Source organism: Methylobacterium sp. Leaf85, assembly GCF_001422125.1.
Lineage (GTDB): Bacteria > Pseudomonadota > Alphaproteobacteria > Rhizobiales > Beijerinckiaceae > Methylobacterium > Methylobacterium bullatum.
In genome coordinates, this window is record NZ_LMME01000035.1 from 75,174 (window position 1) to 95,265 (window position 20,092).

The 20,092-nt window shown below is 70.2% G+C and carries 13 protein-coding genes; 8 read left to right on the top strand and 5 right to left on the bottom strand.

Features of this window, described 5'->3' with window-relative positions; translation table 11 throughout:
* Positions 1-17: 17 nt before the first annotated feature.
* Positions 18-8,078, top strand: a complete 8,061-nt coding sequence (locus ASF08_RS23115) for a hypothetical protein (RefSeq protein ID WP_056149975.1) — start codon at positions 18-20, stop codon at positions 8,076-8,078.
* A gap of 58 nt (positions 8,079-8,136) precedes the next feature.
* Here ASF08_RS23115 and ASF08_RS23120 read toward each other — a convergent pair whose 3' ends face one another.
* Both ASF08_RS23120 and ASF08_RS23125 read right to left on the bottom strand, forming a co-directional pair.
* Positions 8,137-8,577: a DUF1489 family protein gene (locus ASF08_RS23120; protein WP_018042215.1), complete on the bottom strand. Its 441-nt coding sequence runs from the start codon at positions 8,575-8,577 to the stop codon at positions 8,137-8,139.
* Positions 8,578-8,629: 52 nt separating this feature from the next.
* Entirely contained in the window at positions 8,630-9,712 is a 1,083-nt protein-coding gene (locus ASF08_RS23125) for a hypothetical protein (RefSeq protein ID WP_056149978.1), read from the bottom strand.
* A gap of 170 nt (positions 9,713-9,882) precedes the next feature.
* Between ASF08_RS23125 and ASF08_RS23130 the strand changes: the two genes are divergently transcribed.
* The 5 genes from ASF08_RS23130 to ASF08_RS23150 all read left to right on the top strand — a co-directional run bounded on the left by ASF08_RS23130 (position 9,883) and on the right by ASF08_RS23150 (position 15,224).
* On the top strand, positions 9,883-11,076 hold the full coding sequence (locus tag ASF08_RS23130; protein WP_056149981.1) for an MFS transporter: 1,194 nt from the start codon (positions 9,883-9,885) through the stop codon (positions 11,074-11,076).
* Positions 11,077-11,142: 66 nt separating this feature from the next.
* Positions 11,143-12,312, top strand: coding sequence for an ABC transporter permease (locus ASF08_RS23135; protein ID WP_056149984.1), 1,170 nt, complete (start codon positions 11,143-11,145; stop codon positions 12,310-12,312).
* A gap of 14 nt (positions 12,313-12,326) precedes the next feature.
* Complete coding sequence (locus ASF08_RS23140) at positions 12,327-13,145, top strand: ABC transporter ATP-binding protein (RefSeq protein WP_056149987.1); 819 nt, start codon at positions 12,327-12,329, stop codon at positions 13,143-13,145.
* 308 nt (positions 13,146-13,453) lie between these two features.
* The gene (locus tag ASF08_RS23145) at positions 13,454-14,536 is read left to right on the top strand and encodes an MlaD family protein (RefSeq protein ID WP_018042210.1); all 1,083 of its coding nucleotides are present in this window, start codon (positions 13,454-13,456) and stop codon (positions 14,534-14,536) included.
* Positions 14,537-14,645: 109 nt separating this feature from the next.
* Positions 14,646-15,224 carry an ABC-type transport auxiliary lipoprotein family protein gene (locus tag ASF08_RS23150; protein WP_056149989.1) on the top strand — a complete coding sequence of 193 codons (579 nt, stop codon included), beginning with the start codon at positions 14,646-14,648 and terminating at the stop codon, positions 15,222-15,224.
* Positions 15,225-15,249: 25 nt separating this feature from the next.
* Here the strand turns inward: ASF08_RS23150 and ASF08_RS23155 are convergent, their stop codons facing one another.
* The 3 genes from ASF08_RS23155 to thiE all read right to left on the bottom strand — a co-directional run bounded on the left by ASF08_RS23155 (position 15,250) and on the right by thiE (position 17,736).
* The gene (locus ASF08_RS23155; protein ID WP_018042207.1) at positions 15,250-15,879 is read right to left on the bottom strand and encodes a helix-turn-helix domain-containing protein; all 630 of its coding nucleotides are present in this window, start codon (positions 15,877-15,879) and stop codon (positions 15,250-15,252) included.
* Between the two features lie 106 nt (positions 15,880-15,985).
* Positions 15,986-16,792 (bottom strand): bifunctional hydroxymethylpyrimidine kinase/phosphomethylpyrimidine kinase, encoded by an 807-nt coding sequence (thiD, locus tag ASF08_RS23160; RefSeq protein WP_056149993.1) that lies wholly within the window; start codon positions 16,790-16,792, stop codon positions 15,986-15,988.
* A 233-nt stretch (positions 16,793-17,025) separates the two neighbouring features.
* Positions 17,026-17,736, bottom strand: a complete 711-nt coding sequence (gene thiE / locus ASF08_RS23165; RefSeq protein WP_018042205.1) for a thiamine phosphate synthase — start codon at positions 17,734-17,736, stop codon at positions 17,026-17,028.
* 244 nt (positions 17,737-17,980) lie between these two features.
* Between thiE and ASF08_RS23170 the strand changes: the two genes are divergently transcribed.
* Both ASF08_RS23170 and ASF08_RS23175 read left to right on the top strand, forming a co-directional pair.
* Positions 17,981-19,042: a hypothetical protein gene (locus ASF08_RS23170; RefSeq protein WP_056149996.1), complete on the top strand. Its 1,062-nt coding sequence runs from the start codon at positions 17,981-17,983 to the stop codon at positions 19,040-19,042.
* Between the two features lie 431 nt (positions 19,043-19,473).
* Positions 19,474-20,046 carry a sugar O-acetyltransferase gene (locus ASF08_RS23175; protein ID WP_056150191.1) on the top strand — a complete coding sequence of 191 codons (573 nt, stop codon included), beginning with the start codon at positions 19,474-19,476 and terminating at the stop codon, positions 20,044-20,046.
* Positions 20,047-20,092: the final 46 nt, after the last annotated feature.

Genomic DNA, 20,092 nt, shown 5'->3' on the forward strand with positions numbered 1-20,092 from the left:
GCGTAACGAGGCGTTGGATGGCCACGGAAAAGAAGCTCAAGGACCCGGCCGAGGCGGCTCTTTCCGCCATCGAGCAGGCCCTCAACCTGGACTTCCCCTCGACGCAGGCGACGGAACCGCGCGTCGAACCGCGGCTTCCCGATGTGGGCGACAACGATCCCCTGAGCGACCCCAGCGGTCGCCTCGCACCCCCGCGCCTCGATCTCGACCAGCCCCTGGCCTCCGACCTGCCGCCGCCGGACCGCAACCGGCCGCGCCGGGAGGGTGGCCTGCTGCCGCCGGACCGCTCCATGGTCGCCAACGACGACCGCCAGAACATCGGCATCCTGCAGCAGACCCTGCGCGTGCGGCCGTCCGGCACGCCCTACATCGTCGCCGCCATCGTCTCCGCTCTCTGGTTCGCCGCCCTCCTCGCGCTGGCCTGGAACCAGTCGGGGGGCGAGCTGAAGAGCTTCATCGCCGGGATGACGGCGCTTCAGGCCGCCGTCGGCGCCACAGCCATCGTCGGCCCCATCGTCCTGTTCGCGATCATGGCGATGCTCGCCGTCCGCGCCCAGGAGATGCGTCTCGTGGCCCGCGCCGTCGGCGAAGTGGCGATCCGCCTCGCCGAGCCCGAGAACTTCTCCACCGATGCCGTCCTCACCATGTCGCAGACGGTCCGGCGCGAGGTGGCGGCCGTGGGCGACGGCGTCGAGCGCGCGCTGGCCCGTGCCGGCGAACTGGAGACCCTGGTGCGCGGCGAGATCGCCACCCTGGAACGCGCCTATTCCGACAACGAGATCCGCATCCGCTCCCTCGTCGACGAGCTCGTCGCCCAGCGTGAATCCATCGTCGCCAATGCCGAGCGCGTTCGCGGCGCGATCACCGGATCGCACCAGAACCTGACGCAGGAGCTCGACGGAGCGGCCGAGCGCATCGTCGCCGCCGTCACCGGCGCCGGCGAACGGGTGACCGGCGCCCTCGACGCCCGCGGCGAGGCCATCACCGCGGCCCTCGGCAACCGCGGCGACGCCATCACGGCAGCCCTCGGAGAAGCCGGCGACCGCGTGGTCGGGCTCGTCACCGACCGTGGCGACGATCTCGTCCAGCGCCTCGCCAGCACCAGCGAAGGCGTGCGCAGCAGCCTCACCGAAGTCGGCAACACCCTGACGCAGTCCCTGGAGAGCCGGGCGGCGGACGTCACTCTCGCCTTCGAGCGCACCGGCGGCATGCTCACCGCGACGCTCGCCGACAATGCCGGCCAGGTCGCCCGCACGCTGGCCCAGACCGGCATGGAGGTGATCGAGAGCCTGAACCGCCAGGGCAGCGAAGTCCGCCAGACCTTCGAGGCCTCTGCGCGCGGGCTCGAGAACACGTTCCTCGCCCGTGGCACCGAACTCACCACGAACTTCTCCCATACCGGCGGCGAGATCACCGCCCGGTTCGCCGAGACCGGCACGGCGCTGCGCGAGCATTTCGCCGCCACGGGGGCCACGCTCACCGATGACATCGCCGCGCGCGGCGCCGCCCTGCGCGCCGAGATCGAGGCTGCCGGCAGCGGCGTGTCCGAGGCGATCGAGATCCGCACCCGCGAGGCCCAGGCGGGCCTGGCCCAGGCCTCCGAAGGGATCGTCGAGACCTTCGCCGCACGGACCGGCGCCCTGCGCGACGACCTCGTCCGCTCCATCGAGACCGCCGGCAACGGCATCGACGATCGCGCCGGTCATCTGGCCGAGCGCATCGATACGGTGGCCACCCGCCTGCACGAGACCCTCACCGTCCAGGGCGGTTCGCTCGAGACCAACCTCGCCTCCGCCGGGGAGCGGATGGGAGACCTCGTCACCCAGCGCGCCGAGGAAGCCGCGCGGGCCATGGATGCGGCGCTCGCCGCCCTCGGCACCCATTTCGAGACCCGGGCCATGGGCACGGTGGAGAACCTCCGGGGCACCGTGGCGGGCCTCAACGGCGAGATCGACGCCCGGTCGGCCGAGGCCGCGACCGCTCTGCGCAACAGCGCCGAGGATACGGCCTCCGTCGTCAACACCAGCATCCGCCGCCTCAACAAGGCCGGCGAGCAGGTCGGCGGCCTCGTGACCCAGCGCGTCGAGGACGCGACCCTCACCCTGACGGGCGCCTTCGGGGTTCTCGGCAGCACCTTCGATTCCCAGTCGGGCAGCGCGATCGAGAGCCTGCGTGCCGTCCTCGACACCCTGGCTGCCGAGATCGGCTCGCGCACCAGCGAGGCCGCCGACATCTTCCGCCGCAGCGCGGAAGAGACCACCGTGGCCCTCGGCGCCAGCACGGCGGAGGCCGCCCAGGCCCTGCGGCGCTCCTCGGCGAGCGCCACCGGCGAACTCGAGGCACGGACCGTGGAGGCGGTGCAGATCTTCGAGCGGCGCCTGTCCACCACCTCCGCCGAACTCGCCGCCCGCACGCAGGAAGCCGCGCAGCTCCTGCAGCAGGCCGCCAGCGGTCTCAGCGGTGAAGTGGGAGGACGCGCGCAGGACGCGATGGAGGCCCTGCGCCGCACCCTCACCGAGATCGACGAGACCCTGCTCCACCGCGCCAACGAGGCGACGGGCTCCATCGCCCGCGCGGCCGAGAATGTCGGCGGCGAACTCGCCGCCCGGATCAAGGATGTCGAGGCTTCCTTCGGCACGCATAGCCGTGGCCTCACCGACCTCATCGCCACCCATGCCGAAGAGGCGCATGGCCAGCTCGCCAATACCGGCCGCGAGATCGTGCTGGCGGTGACCGCCCAGAGCGCCCGCGTGAGCGACGCCCTCGCGCAGAGCGGCGCCACCTTCGCCGACACCACGGAAAGCCGGGCGAAGGCCATCGACACCGTGCTCAACGACCGCCTCGCGGCCCTGCAGGAGACCATCGCCCGCGGCGACATCCTGGCCGACCGCATCGCCCGCGACACTTCCACCCTCAGCGAGACCGTCACCGGCCAGTTGCAGGAGATGGACCGCGTCATCACGGTGCAGGGCAAGGCGGTGGCCGACACCATCGCCGAGCGCACCCGCGAAGCCCGCGAGACCGTGGAGAGCCAGCTCGGCGCCCTCGAGGAGCGCTCGGTGAAGCGCTCCGCCGAGATCGGCGAGACCTTCACCCACTTGGTGAGCCAGATCGACGGTCAGCTCGGCTCCCGCGCCACCGCCCTCAACGAAGCCCTGATCCTGCGCACCGGCGAGATGGCGCGCATCATGGTCGAAGGCAGCCGCGACCTCGTCCAGACCCTCGATGCCCGCGCCGACGGCATGGCGCAGGACATCGCCGCCCGCAGCCTGGCCCTGGGCGATACCCTCGGCAGCCGTTCCACCGAGATCGCCGCGCGCTTCGAGCAGCAGGCGACCGACCTGTCACGCCGCATCGAAGAGGGCGTCGGCCGCTTCGACACCAGCGTCGTCGGGCGTCTCGACGCCATCGCCGCCGCGCTGGAGGAGCGCAGCCGCCTGATCGACGAGACCTTCGGCTCCCAGGCTTTCGAGGCGATCCGCCTCATCGAGAGCCGCACCCGCGCGGTGGACGAGGATCTCGCCAACCGGACCCGCGAACTCGTCGAGATGATCGAGAGCCGGACGGGCCATGCCAACGAGGCCCTGGCCGGACAGGCGGAGGCGATCCGCTCGTCCTTCTCGCACCGCGCGGAAGCCTTGGCCGCCCTCATCGACGAGCGCACGGCCGCCATGGGCCAGGAGCTCGACGAGAAGGGACGCGTCGTGTTCGGCGCCCTCGGCACCCGCATCACCGAACTGGCACAGCTGTTCGATCGCGGCGGCTCTTCCCTGGCGGAGCTTCTGGAACAGCGCGGCGACACCATCATCGCCCGCCTGCGCGACGTCGTCGCCGATGCCGACCGGCTGCTCAGCGAGGGCGAAGGCCGCCTCGGCTCCACCCTGCAGACGCGGACCACCGATATCGGCAGCCTGCTCGACGAGGGCGTGCGCACCGTGCACCAGCTCCTGGACAACCGGACCAACGAGATCCGGACCATGCTGGACGATCACTCGCAGGTTCTCACCAGCAGCCTCGACGACCGGTTGGCCCCCCTGCACGATTCGCTCGGCCAGCACGGCCGGACCTTCGTCGACACGATCGAGGCCAGCCTCGGCGGTGCCGCTGGCGCGGTGGAAGCCCGCACCCGCGACCTCGTCGCGCTGTTCGACCAGCGCATCGGAGCCCTGGACGAACTCGTGGACGGTCGCGGCGCCCGGATCGCGGAATCGGTGGAAGCCCGCACCCACGGGCTGCGGACCCTGTTCGACGACGTCCTCACCGCCCTCGACGGCCTGGTGGACAGCCGCGCCGAAGCGCTCACCGACCGGGTGGATGCGCGCACTCATGCCCTGAGCGCCCTGTTCGACGACCGCCTCCGCGCGATCGACCGTCTCATCGAGAACCGTGCGGCCGAACTCGTCCGCACCATCGACACCAAGGGCACCGCCCTGACCCAGACCGTCGACGACCGCACCCAGGCCATGGGCGCGCTGTTCGACGACCGGATGCAGGCCCTCGACACCCTCGTGGCGGACCGTTCGGCCGATTTCGTCCGGACCCTCGATACCAAGGGCTCCGTCCTGACCCACTCGGTCGATGCGGGCACGGCCATGATGAGCACGCTGTTCGACGAGCGCCTGCGCGCCCTCGATCAGCTGGTCGAGAGCCGGACGGCGGACCTCATCCACACGGTGGACGAGCGCGGCGGCAACCTCACCCGGAATCTCGACGACCGCACCGGTTCGCTCCGCGCGCTCTTCGACGAGCGCTTCCATGAGCTCGCCGCCCTCGTGGAGGCCCGGACGGCGGAGTTCGCCCATACCGTGGACGACCGTGGCGGCAGCCTGACCCGGTCCCTCGACGACCGAACCGGTTCGCTCCGCGCGCTCTTCGACGAGCGCCTGCATGAGCTCAACACCCTCGTGGAGATCCGGACGGCGGAGTTCGCCCGGACCATGGAGATGCAGGGCAGCGCCCTGTACCGGTCCGTCGACGAGCGCACGGAATCCATGGGAGCGCTGTTCGACGAGCGCCTGCGCGCCCTCGACCACCTCGTGGACAACCGCGCGGCCGAGTTCGCCCGCACCATCGACGGCCACGGCACGTCGTTGACCCGGGCCGTCGAGGCCGGCGCCCAGTCCATCGGAACCGTCTTCGACGAACGCCTGCGCGCCCTCGACCTTCTCGTGGACAACCGCTCGGCCGACCTCACCCACAGCATCGACAACCGCGGCGCATCGCTGGGCCAGGCCGTGGAGGCCGGAGCCCAGTCGATCGGCAGCATGTTCGACGAGCGCCTGCGCGCCCTCGCCGACCTGGTGGACAACCGGACGGCCCAGGTCACGCACGCCATCGACGGCCGCGGCGCGTCGCTGAGCCAGGCCGTCGAGGCCGGCGCTGAGGCGATCGGCAGCGTGTTCGACCAGCGCCTGCGCGCCCTCGCCGACCTCGTCGACGGGCGGACGACGGAGTTCACCCGCACCGTGGACGACCAGGGCCTGTCGCTGACCCAGTCGGTGGATACCCGCACGCAGGCCATCGCGGCCCTGTTCGACGAGTGCCTGCGCGCCCTCGAGCGGCTGGTGGACGACCGGACCACGGCCTTTGCCCGGACCATCGACAATCAGGGCACGGCCCTGACCCAGGCGGTGGATGCCCGAAGCGAAGCCTTCACGAACCGGATCGACAGCCGGATGAAGGTCTTCGCCGCCCTCGTGGCATCGCGCGGCGATGCCCTCGCCAGCGCCTTCGACGACCGCCAGGACGCCTATGCGGCCCTGGTGGACGAGCACAGCGCCACGATGCTCGCCGCCTTCGACGAGCGCGTGGACCGTCACGCCGCCCTCGCCCAGGCCCATGCCGACGCGCTCGCCACGGCTCTGGACCAGCGCAACGAGGCCGTCGCCGCCCTCATCGACGGTCGCAACCAGGACATGATCGCCGGCTTCGACCGCCGCTCGACGGCCCTGGCCTCGCTGATCGAGGCTCGCGGGCAATCGCTGGCCCGCCGCCTCGCCGAGAGCGCGGAGACCATCACCCGCGCCATCGAGGAGCGGGGAGGATCGATCGTGGAGACCATCGACGGTCGCGGAAACCATATGGTCGAGGCGATGGCGACCCATTCCGAACGCCTCCGCGAGATCGTCGAAGGCCCGGCCTCCCGGCTGGTCGCCTCCCTGGGCGAGCGCAGCCAGGAGATCGCGCGCATCCTCGACGAGAGCGGAACGCCCCTCGCCGAGACCCTGCGCGAGCGGGTCCGTGACCTCGCCGAACAGTCCGACGCGTCGAGGAACGCGCTGCTCGCGGCCATCGACGGCGGCGCCTCCCGCGCCCTGGCGAGCCTCAACGAGGCCAACGACCGGCTCCGCAGTGAGCTCGGCGGCGTCCTGAACCGGGTCGAGGGCGCGAACTCGGCCCTGCGCGAGCTCATCACCGATGCCGGCGAGAATCTCGGCGCCATCGAGCAGGGCCTCTCGGGCCGGGTCGAGCAGGTGCAGGCGACGCTCTCCGCGATTGGAAGCGAGACCGAGCGCGCCAGCCGGAGCGTGGCCGAACAGGTCGATCAGCTGAAGGCGGTCGCCGAGGGCGCCCTGCGCGATGCGGCCGACCTCGCCGCCTCGCTCGATGCCCGCGGGACCTCGCTCACCGAGATCACCCGCGCCCATTCCGGCACGCTCACCAGTGCGGCGGGCTCGCTCGAGACCGTCGAGACGCGCCTGATCGATCTTCTCACCAGCCGCGACAAGGCGGTGGAGGACGTGCTGACGCGCATCGAGGCACGGTCCGGCGCCCTGGAGGAGCAGACCGCGCGCTTCGACGCGCTGATGGCCGAGACCCTTCGCTCCGCCGAGGAACGGGCGCGCGGCATCGCCGGCAGCCTGTCCGAGGCGGCGCAGAGCGCGGGCGCCAGCGTGACCGGAGCCTTCGAAGGCCTTCGCAAGGACGCCGGCAGCGAGGGCGAGCGGACCGCCACCGCCGTCCGCGCGGCGATCTCCGGCGCGTCCGAGCAGATGATGACGGTGTTCGAGGGCGCGGCCAGTCGCTTCGGCGACTCGGTGGCGGGGATGCGCGAGATGGCGGCCGAGATCCGCCGCGAACTCGAGGCGACGCGGGCGGACCTGCAGCGCGGCGTTCTGGAAATCCCCCGCGAGACCCAGGATGCCACCAGCGAGATGCGTCGGGTCGTGACCGACCAGATCAAGGCGCTGAACGAACTGTCCTCCCTGGTCTCGCGTTCGCGCCGCAGCGTCGACGTGACCGAGGCGGCAGCCCCCGCCCCGCGCAAGGCGGAGGTCCAGCCGGCCAAGCAGCAGGACGTGCAGGTCTCGGAGGCCGCGCCTCCCAAGCCGAAGCAGAATGCGGCCAACCCGGTCGCAACATCGGCGAGCGCCAAGCCGTCCGAGCCCAAGGCCCGCGACGACAAGCCGTCCGACCCGCGCCCGACCCAGCAGATGACCATCGTCTCCGCGCCGGCGGCAGCCGGCCGGGCCGGCAACCAGGCCGCCCTGCGGCCCGGCGAGGCCGCGCGCGGCGCCGTCCCGGCGGCCCGCGACGGACGCGACAATCGCGGCTGGCTTTCGGACCTTCTGACCCGCGCCTCCCTCGACGACGACACGGACGGGTCCGATCCGGCGAACGCCTCCCCGGCGCCCGCCGGTCAGCCCAAAGCCGCCAAATCCGGAGCCGCGAAGGCGGAGCCGGCCAAGGGAGCGGCCGGTGCCGAGCCGAACAAGGCCGCCGTCGAGCGGAGCCGCACCGCCCTGGAGACGCTCTCCACCGACATCGCCAAGATGATCGAGCATCAGACGGCGGTGGAATTGTGGGAGCGCTACCGCCGCGGTGAGCCGAACCTGTTCGACCGCCGCCTCTACACGGCCCAGGGCCGGCAGACCTTCGAGGAGATCCGGAGGCGCTACGCGGCCGATGCCGAGTTCCGCCGGACGGTGGACCGCTATGTCGGCGAGTTCGAGCGGCTGCTCGGCGAGGTCTCGAAGAACGACCGCGACTCGCGCCGCGCCGATGCCTACCTCACCTCCGAGACGGGCAAGGTCTACACGATGCTCGCCCATGCGAGCGGCCGCTTCGAAGGGGCCTGACATCCCTCGGCGACGGGGCGGCATCGCCGCTCCGTCGCCAGGCCGAAGCCGGGTCGGGTCAGATCAGGCCGAGGACGGAAAGCTCGCGGCGCAAGGATTCCGGCATGTCGGCGAGGTCGTCGGAACGGCCCATGGCGAGATCGGCCGGTGCCGACCGCGCCGTGAGGTAGCGCCAGCCCTGGAAGGGCCGGCAGGGGCGCGGATTGACCGGCACCACGACGGGATCGAGGACGAGGCGGCAGCGGCCGATCCCGTCGGTATCCGTGAACGGCTCGATCGCCGTGATGGCCTGACGGCAGCACAGGGTGCCCTTGATGACCCAGTAGATCGAGCCCTGCCCGGCAATGGCGGAGGCCCGCTTCGGGACCATCCGGGTGACATGGGTCGTCGACGGTTCGCGCCCGGCCTGCACCGCCTCGTCCCGGTAATGGGCGATGCGCTGTTCGAGGTCCTCGATCGTCGCGGGTCCGACGCAGAGCTTCAGAAGGTGAAGGGCCATGACGGCCCTCTTATCAGCGCCGGCGAGAATGCGCGCGGGACTTTCGTCTTCCTCAGGAGAACAGGGCGAGTTTCTCTTTCTCGCTCAGCCCGTCGATATCGGCGAAGGCCGTGGCGATGTCGGTCTTCTCCGGCGCCGGCTTCGCCTCGTCGGATTCGACGTCCTCGAAGCCGACCTCGTTCAGATCGGTGGCGTCCGTTTCCTCGGGGGCGGATTCCTCGGGGGTGGGAATCTCGAGAACGGACTCGTCCAGAACGGACTCTTCGTGAGCGGATTCTTCGGGATCCGCCTCGGTGAACGCGTCCTCTTCGGCGGCCTCGGCCATCACCTCGAGCGAGGGGAGCTCCGCAGATTGCGGCTCGTCGTCCACGGTTTCCACAGGGGCGGTGAACGGCATCGCCGACTCGGGCTTCACCTCGGACGCCGCCTGGGCCTCCGACCGCAGGGAATCCATGCCGATGAACCGGTCCACATCGCTCTGGTCGAGATCCTGGGCGACATTCGACGCGGTGGAGCCCGGTGCCGGCGGGATCGGCTCGACCTCGCCGCCCCAGATCGCGATCATCGCCGCGAGGCGTTCTTCCAGATAGCGCAGGGTATGGATGATGCGCGCGGTCCGCTGCGCCGTCAGGTCCTGGAACGAGCAGGCCGTGTAGATTTCCGTGGCCCGGCGGTCGAGCACGTCGCAGATCTCGGCGTCCGCACCCGATTCGCGCATGGTCCAGGCGGTCTCCTGGACCTCTTCCGCTGCGCCGAGGATATCGGAGGTCGCGCGTTCGGTGGCCCGGACGATGGCGTCGAGGGCGACGGAGGCGATGCCCAGGCGGCTATGGTCCTGATCCACGGTGCTGATCGCCGCGATCTCGGCCTTGGTGCGGGCGATGGCATGGGCCATGTCCATCAGGTCGCCGCGCATGCGTCCGACCCGCTCGGTCTCCCGGTCGGAGGGGCGGTCCGCCGTCACCGCGCTTTCCAGGCGCGCGATGGCGCCGAGCAGCATGTCCGTATCGGCGCTGCGGTTGCGCCTCGTATATTCGGCGAGGAACCAGCGGCCGCGTTCGCTCTCGCTCATCGCCGCTTCGATCCGGTCGTATTCCGACTCATCGACCGAGGTGAGCGAACGCATGACAGACATAGAACTCGTGTCCTCGATGGTGCCTCGCGCCATTGCGCGAAGTCGCGGGTACCAGCACCGGTAGATTGACACGATGGTTTTAACGCCGCCTTTACGGGTCGAATCGTCATCAGCGGCCGGCAGCGCTTCGCCTTCAGGCCGCTCCGCCCCTCGATCGAGCGGTCCATCCGGTGTCCCAAACCTCTCCGACGGAGCCGAACGCGACGCGCCTGTCGCTGCTCTATGCCGTCGTCTTCGTCGAGATCGGCATCGCCATGCCGTTCATGCCGGTCTGGCTGAAAGCGCTCGGCCTCGATGCGCGGATCATCGGCGCCCTCCTGGCGCTGCCCATCGCCATGAAGATCATCGCTACGGCGCCCCTGGTGGGGCTGATCGACAGGGGCGTGGCCGCGCGCCGTCTCCTGCTGGTCGGCAGCGTGGCGGTGGCCGCGACCTACGCGCTGATGCCCGCCGGTGCCGCCATCGGCTGGCCCATCCTCGCCTTGCTCGTCGCCGTGAACGCGGCGGCCGGAGCGCCGCTGGTGCCGACCATCGACTACCTCACCCTCGCCGCCGTGCGGCACAGCAAGCGGCTCGACTACGCCCGCATCCGCATGGCCGGGTCCATCGGCTTTCTCATCGCCAGCCTGCTCGGAGGCGCGGCCCTCGGCGCCATGGGGGAACGCCTGGCCGTGCCGGTCCTCCTCACCGGCCTCGCCCTGGTCGCCGCCATCACCATCTTCGCCAGCCCGGTGGACGCTCATGCGGCGCAGCCGCGCATCGCGCCGGGTACACGCCCGAAGCTGCCCCGCGTGCTCTGGCTCTGCATCGGCGCGCAGGCGACGATCCAGGCGAGCCACGCGGCGACCTACGCCTTCGGCAGCATCCACTGGCAGGCCAGCGGCATCTCGGCCTCGTGGATCGGCGTCCTCTGGGCGACGGGTGTCGCCGCCGAGATCGTGTTCTTCGCCACCGTGGGGCGCTGGCCCGCCCATTGGCGCACGCCCTTCCGCCTCATCGGGCTCGGCGCCGTGGCGTCCCTGATCCGCGTGGTCGGCCTCTCCCAGGTGGGAGGCGACCTCGTCCCGGCCCTTCTCCTGCAGACCCTGCACGCGTTCAGCTTCGGCGCGACGCAGCTCGGGGCGATGACGGCGATCTCGGCCTTCGCGCCCGATGGGGCGCGGGGACGCGCCCAGGGCCTGTCGAGCGCCGTCAATGCCTGCGCCTCGGCGAGCGCGACCATCCTCTGCGGTGTCGCCTACGAGGCCGGCGGGGGGAGCCTCGCCTTCGCGCTGATGGCGCCGCTCGCCCTGTCCGGCCTGTGCCTCGTGTCACTTTCCGCGCGCATGGCGGCCGGTGAGCCCTTCACACGGCCTCGTTTGTAGGTCAGCACTCCGCCGTCGGTGGCGGACCTTGACCATTCCGTAACCTTGATCTGCTTTTTCTCAAGCATGAACCGGGAGTCGCGCTTCGTGCGCCACGCTGCTGCCAAGCCGAACCCTGACGCCGCCGAAGCCGCGATTCTCGGTGAGGGCGGACGCGTGGTCCTGAGCGGCCGCTGGACGGCGGATCAGGGCTCGTCCGTGGAGAAGGCCGCAGCACAGATCGCGGCACGCACCAACGGCGCTTCCATCCTCGTCGATCTCTCCAACGTCGCCCGCCTCGATACGCTCGGCGCCTGGGTCCTGGAGCGGACCCGCGGCGAGATCGAGGCATCCGGCGGGACTCTCGCCTATGCGGGCGCCTCGGCCGAGCACCGCATCCTGCTCGGCGAGATGAAGCTGCCGGACGACGGCTATGCCGGCAAGCCGAAGCGCGGACGCCTCGTCGGTTTCCTGCACGATCTCGGGGTCCGGGTCGTCGGCGCGAAATCGGACATGGTGAGCGGCCTCGCCTTCCTCGGGGAGGTGGTGACGGCCTGCATCCGCGTCGCCTCGCGGCCGAGCACGTTCCGCGGCACGGCCCTGGTCAACCAGCTCGAACAGGTCGCCTTCCGGGGCGTGCCGATCATCATGCTGATCTCGTTCCTGGTGGGCGGCATCGTGGCGCAGCAGGGCATCTTCCAGCTGCAGCGCTTCGGGGCGCAGAGCTTCGTCGTCAACCTGATCGGCCTGCTCATCCTGCGCGAACTCGGCGTGCTCCTCACCTCGATCATGGTGGCGGGGCGCTCAGGCTCGGCCTTCACCGCCGAGATCGGCTCCATGCGCATGCGCGAGGAAGTCGACGCCCTGCGGGTGATGGGCCTCGACCCCATCGAGATCCTCATCGTCCCGCGCATCCTCGCGCTGGTGATCGGCCTGCCGATCCTCGCCTTCCTCGCCTCGCTGGCGGCCCTGGCGGGGGGCGGCCTCACCGCCTCGCTCTATGGCGGCATGACCATCGACGCGTTCCTGGCCCGGCTCCAGGCGGCGGTCTCGTTCCACCACGTGGCGGTCGGCCTGATCAAGGCGCCGTTCATGGCGCTGATCATCGGCATCATCGCCACGATCGAAGGTTTCGCGGTCGAAGGATCGGCGGAATCGCTCGGGCGTCACGTCACGGCCTCAGTCGTGAAGTCTATCTTCATGGTCATCGTACTGGATGGACTTTTCGCCGTGTTCTTCGCGGCCATCGATTTCTGACGCCCGTGAATCACATGTCCTCCCCCCCTGCGCGGTTCGACAGCGCCCCGGCCCGCGACGTCATCATCGGCGTCCGCGATCTCGTGGTCGGCTTCGGCGACAAGATCGTGATGAAGGGACTCAACCTCGACATCTATCGCGGCGAGATCCTCGGCTTCGTCGGTCCGTCCGGACAGGGCAAGTCGGTCCTCACACGGACCATCCTCGGCCTCGTGCCGAAGCGCTCGGGCACGATCGAGGTGTTCGGCGAGGACGTCGACGGGATGACGATGACCCGCCGTCGGCAGATCGAGCAGCGCTGGGGCGTGCTGTTCCAGCAGGGTGCGCTGTTCTCGGCGCTCACGGTCAAGCAGAACATCCAGATGCCCATGCGCGAGCACCTGAACCTGTCCGAGCGCCTGCTCGACGAGTTCGCCCGCCTCAAGATCGAGATGGTGGGCCTGAAGCCCGATGCCGCCGACAAGCTCCCCTCGGAACTCTCCGGCGGCATGATCAAGCGCGCGGCCCTGGCCCGCTCCCTCGCCCTCGACCCGGAAATCCTGTTCCTCGACGAGCCGACCTCGGGGCTCGACCCCATCGGCGCGGGCGAGTTCGACGAACTCGTCGCCACGTTGAAGCAGACGCTGGGCCTCACCGTCTTCATGGTGACCCACGACCTCGACAGCCTCTACACCGCCTGCGACCGCATCGCGGCGCTCGGCGACGGGCAGATCATCGCGCAGGGTCCCATCGAGGCCATGCTGGCGAGCGACCACCCCTGGCTGCGCTCCTACTTCCACGGCAAGCGCGCGCGGGCCATCGTCCCGCAGGGAGGCCGGCATGCAGCCGCCTGACGCCGTCGTGACGATGCGGGCGCCGGTCGGTCGGACCGAAGCCTGTGTCATGCTGATCCGGGTCCGGACACGATTCGAGGGCATCGCGGGTCCCCCCTCATGGAAGGGGAGCCTCGTCGTGCTCCCCGCCGATACATCCGAGCCTTCGGAAAGACCTTTGAACCGATCGGCCGGAACGCCTCTCACTCCATCCGCGCGGCGCCCGAGCGGAGCCGCGCGCCACATCGCGCAGCGATCGGTCGGGGCTCGCGCACCGCGTGCGTCCCCGCACCGCACTCGCCCCGCCACGCCGAGGTATCGCTGATCCAATGGAGACCCGTGCGAACTACGCCCTCGTGGGCGCCTTCACTCTCGCGGTCGTCGTGGCTGCCTTCGGCTTCGTGTTCTGGCTTCAGGGCGGATCGCGCAGCCAGGAACGGCAGGGCGTGCGCATCGTCTTCTCCGGCAGCGTGGGCGGCCTCGCCAAGGGCTCGACCGTGGCCTTCAACGGCATCAAGGTCGGCGAGGTGATGGACGTGCGCCTTCTCCCGCAGGACCCGCGCCGCGTCGTCGCCATGGTGGAGGTGGACCGCACCACGCCCCTGCGCGCCGACACCCGCGCCCGCCTCGATTCGGCGATGCTCACCGGCGTCTCGACGATCTCGCTCTCGGGCGGCAACGCGGATGCCCCGGCGCTGACGCCGGGCTCGGGCGATCAGACACCCACCATCTTCGCCGACAGTTCCGACATCCAAGACATGATGACGGCGGCCAAGCAGATCGCACAGCGCGCCGACGACATGCTCCAGCGCCTCGACAAGCTGGTGGCCGGCAACGAAGGCGCCATCACCCGCACCCTCGCCAACGTGGAATCGTTCTCCAAGACCCTCAGCGATGCGGGTCCCGCCGTGAGTTCGCTGGTGAAGGCCATCGACGGGCAGAAGCTCAACCGCGTCATCGACAATGCCGAGCGCTTCTCGGCCGCGCTCAGCACCGCCAGCCCGGACATCGAGGGCGCGGTCAAGGATGCGCGCTCGCTGGCGGCCAAGCTCAACGCCTCGGCCGACCGGGTGGACAACGTGCTGAAGGGGGCCGAGAGCTTCCTCGGCTCCGCCTCGGGCCAGACCGGCAGCAGCACCTTCGCCGAAGTGCGCGACGCGGCGATCTCCGTGCGCGACGCCGGCAAGGCCTTCCGCACCCTCTCCGAGAACCTCGACAAGCGCACCTCCACCATCGCGTCGAGCTTCAGCAAGCTCAGCGGGACCGGACGGCGCGAAGTCGAAGCCCTGTCGTCGGACGGCCAGCGCACCCTCAACACCCTCAACCGGACGGTGAAGAGCCTGGAGCGCGACCCGTCCCAGGTCATCTTCGGCGGCAAGCCATCGTTGCCGGAATACAACGGTGGCCGCTGAACCCGGCAAAGCCTAGCCGCATGTGTCCGGCGTCACGGCACGGAAACCGCTATGGCGTAGTTTATGGTTGCGCGTTGTGCCGCGCTGCACAGGTTTCCAGGCTCTTCGGATGACGTTTCGCTCGCATGCCCTGGCGCTCGCCTGCCTCTCCGCCCTGCTCGGCGGTTGTGGCGGCGGCGCGCCCATGACCTTCGACCTCGCCGCCCTGCCGAGTTCCGGCCGGCCGAGCGCGGCGGCCCGGTCGATCTCGGTGGCCGAGCCGGTGGGCCTCCAGCCCTTCGAGCAGGATCGCATCATCGTGCGTCAGGCCGGCGGCGCCCTGTCGTTCCTCGGCGGCGGCCAATGGGCCGACCGCCTGCCGCGCCTCGTCCAGACGCGGCTGATCCAGAGCCTCGAGAATTCCGGGCGCCTGAAATCCGTGAGCCGTCCGGGCGACAAGATCGTCGCCGATTATGCGCTGATCAGCGAGATCCGCGCCTTCGACATCGCCTCGAATTCGGGCGAAGCGGTGGTGGACGTCTCGGCCAAGCTCATCGCCGACGGCACCGGCAAGGTGGTGGCCGCCCGCATCTTCACCGCGCGGGTGCCCGTGGCCAAGATCGAGGCGGGCAGCGCCGCAATCGGTCTCGACGCTGCGCTCAGCATCGTGCTCGCCGACATGGTCCGCTGGGTGAATTCCGGGCATTGAGTCCGGGGAGGAGCGCGTCGCGCGCTCACTCCATCACGGCGGCCTTCATGATCACCACCATGATCGCCTTGGCCGGCTCGGTGCCGACGCAGCGCACGGTGTGCGGCCTGTCGCAACGGTAACGCAGCGTCTCGCCCACCCGCGCCCGCTGGAACGTGCCGGCCACCTCGACTTCGAGGGCGCCCTCGGTGACGGTGAGGGATTCCACCGAGCCGCGCTGGTGCGGATCGGAATCGAGCACGCCGCCGGGATCGGCCGTGACCTCGTACCATTGCAGCCATTCCACCGTCTTGATCCAGCCGACGATGGCCAGACGGATCTTGCCGTCGTCGGAGAGCAGGATCGGCGTGTCGGCGCGCGACGTCTTCTCGATGAAGGGCTCTTCGTCGCTGGTGGCCAGCACGCGCTCGATGGAGACGTCGAGGGCCTGGCTCAACCGCCAGATCGTCGCCAGGGTCGGGTTGGTCTCGTTGCGCTCGATCTGGCTGATGATCGATTTCGCGACGCCGGACTGCTCGGCGAGTTCGGAAAGCGAGAGATTGTAGGCCTTGCGCAGCCTCTGGATGGTCTTGCCGAGCTGGCCCGAGAGAACCTGTGCCCCGTTCAGGATGTCCCGCTGCCGCCCCCGCTCGGGCGTCGTCGCCTGATCTTGCATTGTCCCAGAACCTATCGCGCCGTTCCGTACATCGAACGATCGTGCGGTACTTCAAACGCAATCAGGCATCCGATGCAAGGCGAAGGAGGCCAACTTCTCCGTCGTCTCAGTGCCAAAGGGCGTGGAAATGATGGACCGGTCCGTGTCCTCGTCCCACGTTCACGGAGCCGGATGCGGCGATGGCGGCGGTGACGTAGCGTTTGGCCTGGGCGACGGCCTCCGTCAGGGGCAGGCCGCGGGCGAGGCCCGCCGCCACGGCCGAGGACAGGGTGCAGCCGGTGCCGTGCGTGTTGCGGGTGTCGACGCGCGCCGACGCGAAGCGCCGCAGCGTCCCGTCGGCGCTCATGAGGTGATCGACGCTCTCGGTGCCCTCCGCATGGCCGCCCTTGATGAGGACGGCGCGGGCGCCCAGGGCCAGGAGCTTGCGCCCCTGCACCACCGCCTCGTTCTCGCTCTTGGCCACGGGAGACTCGATCAGGGTGGCGGCCTCGGGGAGGTTCGGCGTCACCAGATCGGCCAGGGGCAGGAGGTGGCGGCGCATGGCCTCCACCGCCTCGTCGGAGATGAGGCGGTCTCCGCTCGTGGCCACCATGACCGGGTCGAGGACGATGGGGATGCGGGAGGCATGACGGCCGAGCCCGGCGGCCACGGCCTCGATCACCGCGGGCTTCGACAGCATGCCGATCTTCACCGCCTTGACGTCGAGATCGGAGAACACGCTGTCGATCTGGGCCGCGATGAAATCGGCCGGCACGTCGTGGATGGCCTGGACGCCCAGGGTGTTCTGCGCCGTGAGCGCGGTGATGATGCTGGCGCCGTAGACCTTGAGCGCCGCGAAGGTCTTGAGATCGGCCTGGATACCGGCGCCGCCGCTGGAATCGGAGCCCGCTATGGTGACGGCGATGGGTGTCATGGCGTGTCTCGTCCCTTGCGTTGCAGCAACCCTAAGCAGGTTTAGCAAAAGTGGTCACCGGTTTTGCGTCCTCAAACCTGCGACACTTCAAAGGCCTAAGCGAGGTAAAGCGTTGGCTTGCCAATGCGAACCTGCTTAGACCATTGATCGGAACGAGGGAATCCGGCCCGATTGAAAATGATTTTAGAACAGGGACTTAGAGAATTTCACCGGCGACCCGCTCAGGCCGGGGCCTAACGGCCCGCGCCCCTCGCCGCGAGGGCCGAATCCACCCGGAAGCGCAGGTCCCTGGCGCGGGCCTCCACCTCCTCGGTGGAAAACAGCGCGGAGATCAGGGCGATGCCGTCGGCGCCCGCCGCGACGATCGATGCGGCGTTACTGCCGTCGATGCCCGCGATGGCCCCCACGGGAAAGCCGGTGCCCCGGGCGAGGCGCGCCCGGAAGGCGATGCGCGTGAACCCGTCGAGCCCCACGGGCGGATCGGGATTGTCCTTGCTGGTGGTGGCGAAGACGCCGCCGATGCAGGCGTAATCCACGGGCAGGCGATAGAGCTCGTCCGCCTGGGCCGCCGATTTCAGGGTCAGGCCGATGATGGCGCTTGAGCCGAGAATGCGCCGCGCCTCCGCCGGGTGCAGGTCCGATTGGCCGAGATGCACGCCCTCGGCCTCGGCCGCCAGAGCGAGATCGCAGCGGTCGTTGACGAGGAGCGGCACGCCGGTGCCCGTGATGGCCGCGCGGATGGCGCGGATGCGCGCCAGCGCCTCGCGGGCGTTCTCGATGGATTTTTCGCGGTATTGAAGAAGGGTGCACCCGCCCGCGACGGCCTCAGCCGCCATCTCGGCGAGATCGGCGCCGTCATCGCCGCAGACGCCCACGTCCAGAATGCCGTAGAGCCTCACGTCGACCGGCACGGTCGAGCCCAAGGCGGTGTCGCGTCCGATCACATCGTTCCTCCGGTAAGCCGCAGCGGCGGCATCCTAGTGGCAAACCTCCGGCGTTTGGTACCCGCTTCGAACGTCCGAATCGGGGGAAGGCCGCTATTGGTCCTGTCGGCCGCCCTCCGTCCCGCGCGGACGGATGCCCCGACGCGGCATGACGATCCCGGATTCCTTTTCAGGGCTTCGGTGGAAACTATACAAGGCACGGTACCGGCCCTCGAGATCGACGGGCGGAGGGAGCGTGATCCCCATGAGGCCGATGCCGTCGCCGCTCAGTCCCGAACTCCAGGCCGCTCTGGCGAGGGGGCTGGAGCGACGCGCGGACCATGGGGTGGCCGGCCCGGACCTGGATCGGATCGTCGACCTCCTGGGCGAGGTGCCACCCGAGCGGATCACCACCGCCGACGGGGCCATCGCCTACGCGGCGGGGCTCCACCGGGAGCCGCTCCCGTCCCGCCGGCGGTGGTTCGGCAAGCCGCGCACCGATTCGGAACTGCTCGCCCGGTCACCGGACCTCGCCCTCCTGTTTCTGTTCCACCGGGACGGACGCATGCGCGAGTCCGCCCTGGCGCGCCTCTCCGACGGCCTGCCCTCGCCGTTCCTGTTCGCGGCGGTGGCGTGGCGGCTGAACGACTGGTCCGCGCCGGTGCGCACGGCCGCCATGGCCTGCGCACGGCGCTGCTTTCCGCGCACGCCCCCCGAGGTGGTGGCGCGCTGCGCGGCCGCCCTCCACCTTCAACGGCTCGGCTGGTCCCGGTGGAGCGGCGAGCGCGCGGTCCTCGACGAGGCCTTCGGCCGCCCGGACGTCGCTGCGCGTCTGGCGGACCTGTTGATCGGGCAGACGACGGGACCGGTCGCGCGGGTGCTGCGCGCCGTCTCGCGAACACCCGCGCTCGACCCGTACCTCCTGAGGGTGGCCGCCGAGGCGGTGCAGCCTGCCGCACGCGCGGCGGCGCTCTCGCTGCTGGTCGAGGGCAAGGCCTCCTGGCCGGTGGGCCGCGACTGGCAATGGGTGGACAAGTCGATAGGCCGGCGCCGTCTCGTGTTCGTCTACGACGCGCGGCCCCTGACGGTGGAGCCCGGACTCGACGCCGTGATCGCCCAGGGCATCGCCGATCGCTCCGCCGCCGTGCGGCGTGTGGCCCTCGAGGGTGCCATGTATCGCCTGAAGGGGCGTCCAGAGGCCCGTACCTACGCCACGCGGCTCCTCGGGGACCGCTCGCCCTCGGTGCGGGAGCGGGCCGAGTTCATCCTGCGGACCGACACGGGCGAGGCGCCGCAGGCACCTGCGAGCGAAAACGGATGCGAGTGAAGGCCATGTACGGCATCGTCGCGCACGGAGAGGTCATCGGTCATTCCGAACTGGAAAGCGGCGATCCGCCGATGGGCGTCGCGTTCGGCCGCTTCTTCCCCGCCGCCGGCTTCGACGCTTTCGTGCGGACCGTTCCGCCGGACGAGGCGGAGGGCGACGAAGTTCTCATTTGGAACGCGCTGTCGGCCACGAGCCCCGAAGGAGTCGTGATCGATTGCGCCGGGGTTGCGGTGTTCCGCTACGCTCTCGGCGACGAGGTCGACCTTGAGGTGACCGTACTCGGCATCTCCTCGCCGCCCTACGGTAAGCTGTTCCCGAACCGTGTCGACGCCTCCGGCGACCGTGCCACACAGGACCGATCCAACTGGACCTCGCTTGCCGGCCCCGGCCCATCGGCCTACTCCCCGCATCCACGAAGCACGGAGACTGGCATGACCACCGAAGCCGGGCGCACGCCGAAGCAGAAGATGATCGCGGGGGAACTCTATCACCCCGACGACGCGGAACTCGGTGCCGACCTGCGCGCCTGCCAGGTCTGGCTCGCGCGCTACAACGCCATGCTCGGGCGTCCCGCCGACGAGCGCAGGGTTCTGCTGCGCGAGATTTTCGCGGGGGTCGGCGACGGGGCGGTGATCCGGCCGCCGTTCCATTGCGATTACGGCTTCAACATCAGCATCGGCGCTCACGTCTTCCTGAACTTCAACTGCGTCATCCTCGATTGCACCACGGTGACGATCGGCGACCGGACGCAGATCGGGCCGGGTGTCCAGATCCTCACGGCGGACCATCCCCGCGAGGCGGAGGCGCGCGAGGCCGGGCTGGAATTCGCCCGCCCCATCGCGATCGGCCGCAACGTCTGGATCGGCGGCGGCGCGCTGATCCTGCCCGGCGTCACGGTGGGCGACCATGCGATCATCGGGGCCGGCGCCGTCGTCACCCGCGACGTGGCGCCCGGCGCGACGGTGGTCGGCAACCCGGCCCGGCCGGTGCCCGCCAAGGCGTGAAGCGATGCGCGCACCCTGTCGCGCGTTGATTCCGGCACACAATCTG

Bases quoted from the DNA above. Each gene is read 5' to 3' on its own strand.
- ASF08_RS23115 (WP_056149975.1), top strand. From the start codon at position 18: ATGGCCACGGAAAAGAAGCTCAAGGACCCGGCCGAGGCGGCTCTTTCC.
- ASF08_RS23120 (WP_018042215.1), bottom strand. From the start codon at position 8,577: ATGGCCCTTCACCTTCTGAAGCTCTGCGTCGGACCCGCGACGATCGAG.
- ASF08_RS23125 (WP_056149978.1), bottom strand. From the start codon at position 9,712: ATGTCTGTCATGCGTTCGCTCACCTCGGTCGATGAGTCGGAATACGAC.
- ASF08_RS23135 (WP_056149984.1), top strand. From the start codon at position 11,143: ATGAACCGGGAGTCGCGCTTCGTGCGCCACGCTGCTGCCAAGCCGAAC.
- ASF08_RS23140 (WP_056149987.1), top strand. From the start codon at position 12,327: ATGTCCTCCCCCCCTGCGCGGTTCGACAGCGCCCCGGCCCGCGACGTC.
- ASF08_RS23145 (WP_018042210.1), top strand. From the start codon at position 13,454: ATGGAGACCCGTGCGAACTACGCCCTCGTGGGCGCCTTCACTCTCGCG.
- ASF08_RS23150 (WP_056149989.1), top strand. From the start codon at position 14,646: ATGACGTTTCGCTCGCATGCCCTGGCGCTCGCCTGCCTCTCCGCCCTG.
- ASF08_RS23155 (WP_018042207.1), bottom strand. From the start codon at position 15,879: ATGCAAGATCAGGCGACGACGCCCGAGCGGGGGCGGCAGCGGGACATC.
- thiD (WP_056149993.1), bottom strand. From the start codon at position 16,792: ATGACACCCATCGCCGTCACCATAGCGGGCTCCGATTCCAGCGGCGGC.
- ASF08_RS23170 (WP_056149996.1), top strand. From the start codon at position 17,981: ATGAGGCCGATGCCGTCGCCGCTCAGTCCCGAACTCCAGGCCGCTCTG.
- ASF08_RS23175 (WP_056150191.1), top strand. From the start codon at position 19,474: ATGACCACCGAAGCCGGGCGCACGCCGAAGCAGAAGATGATCGCGGGG.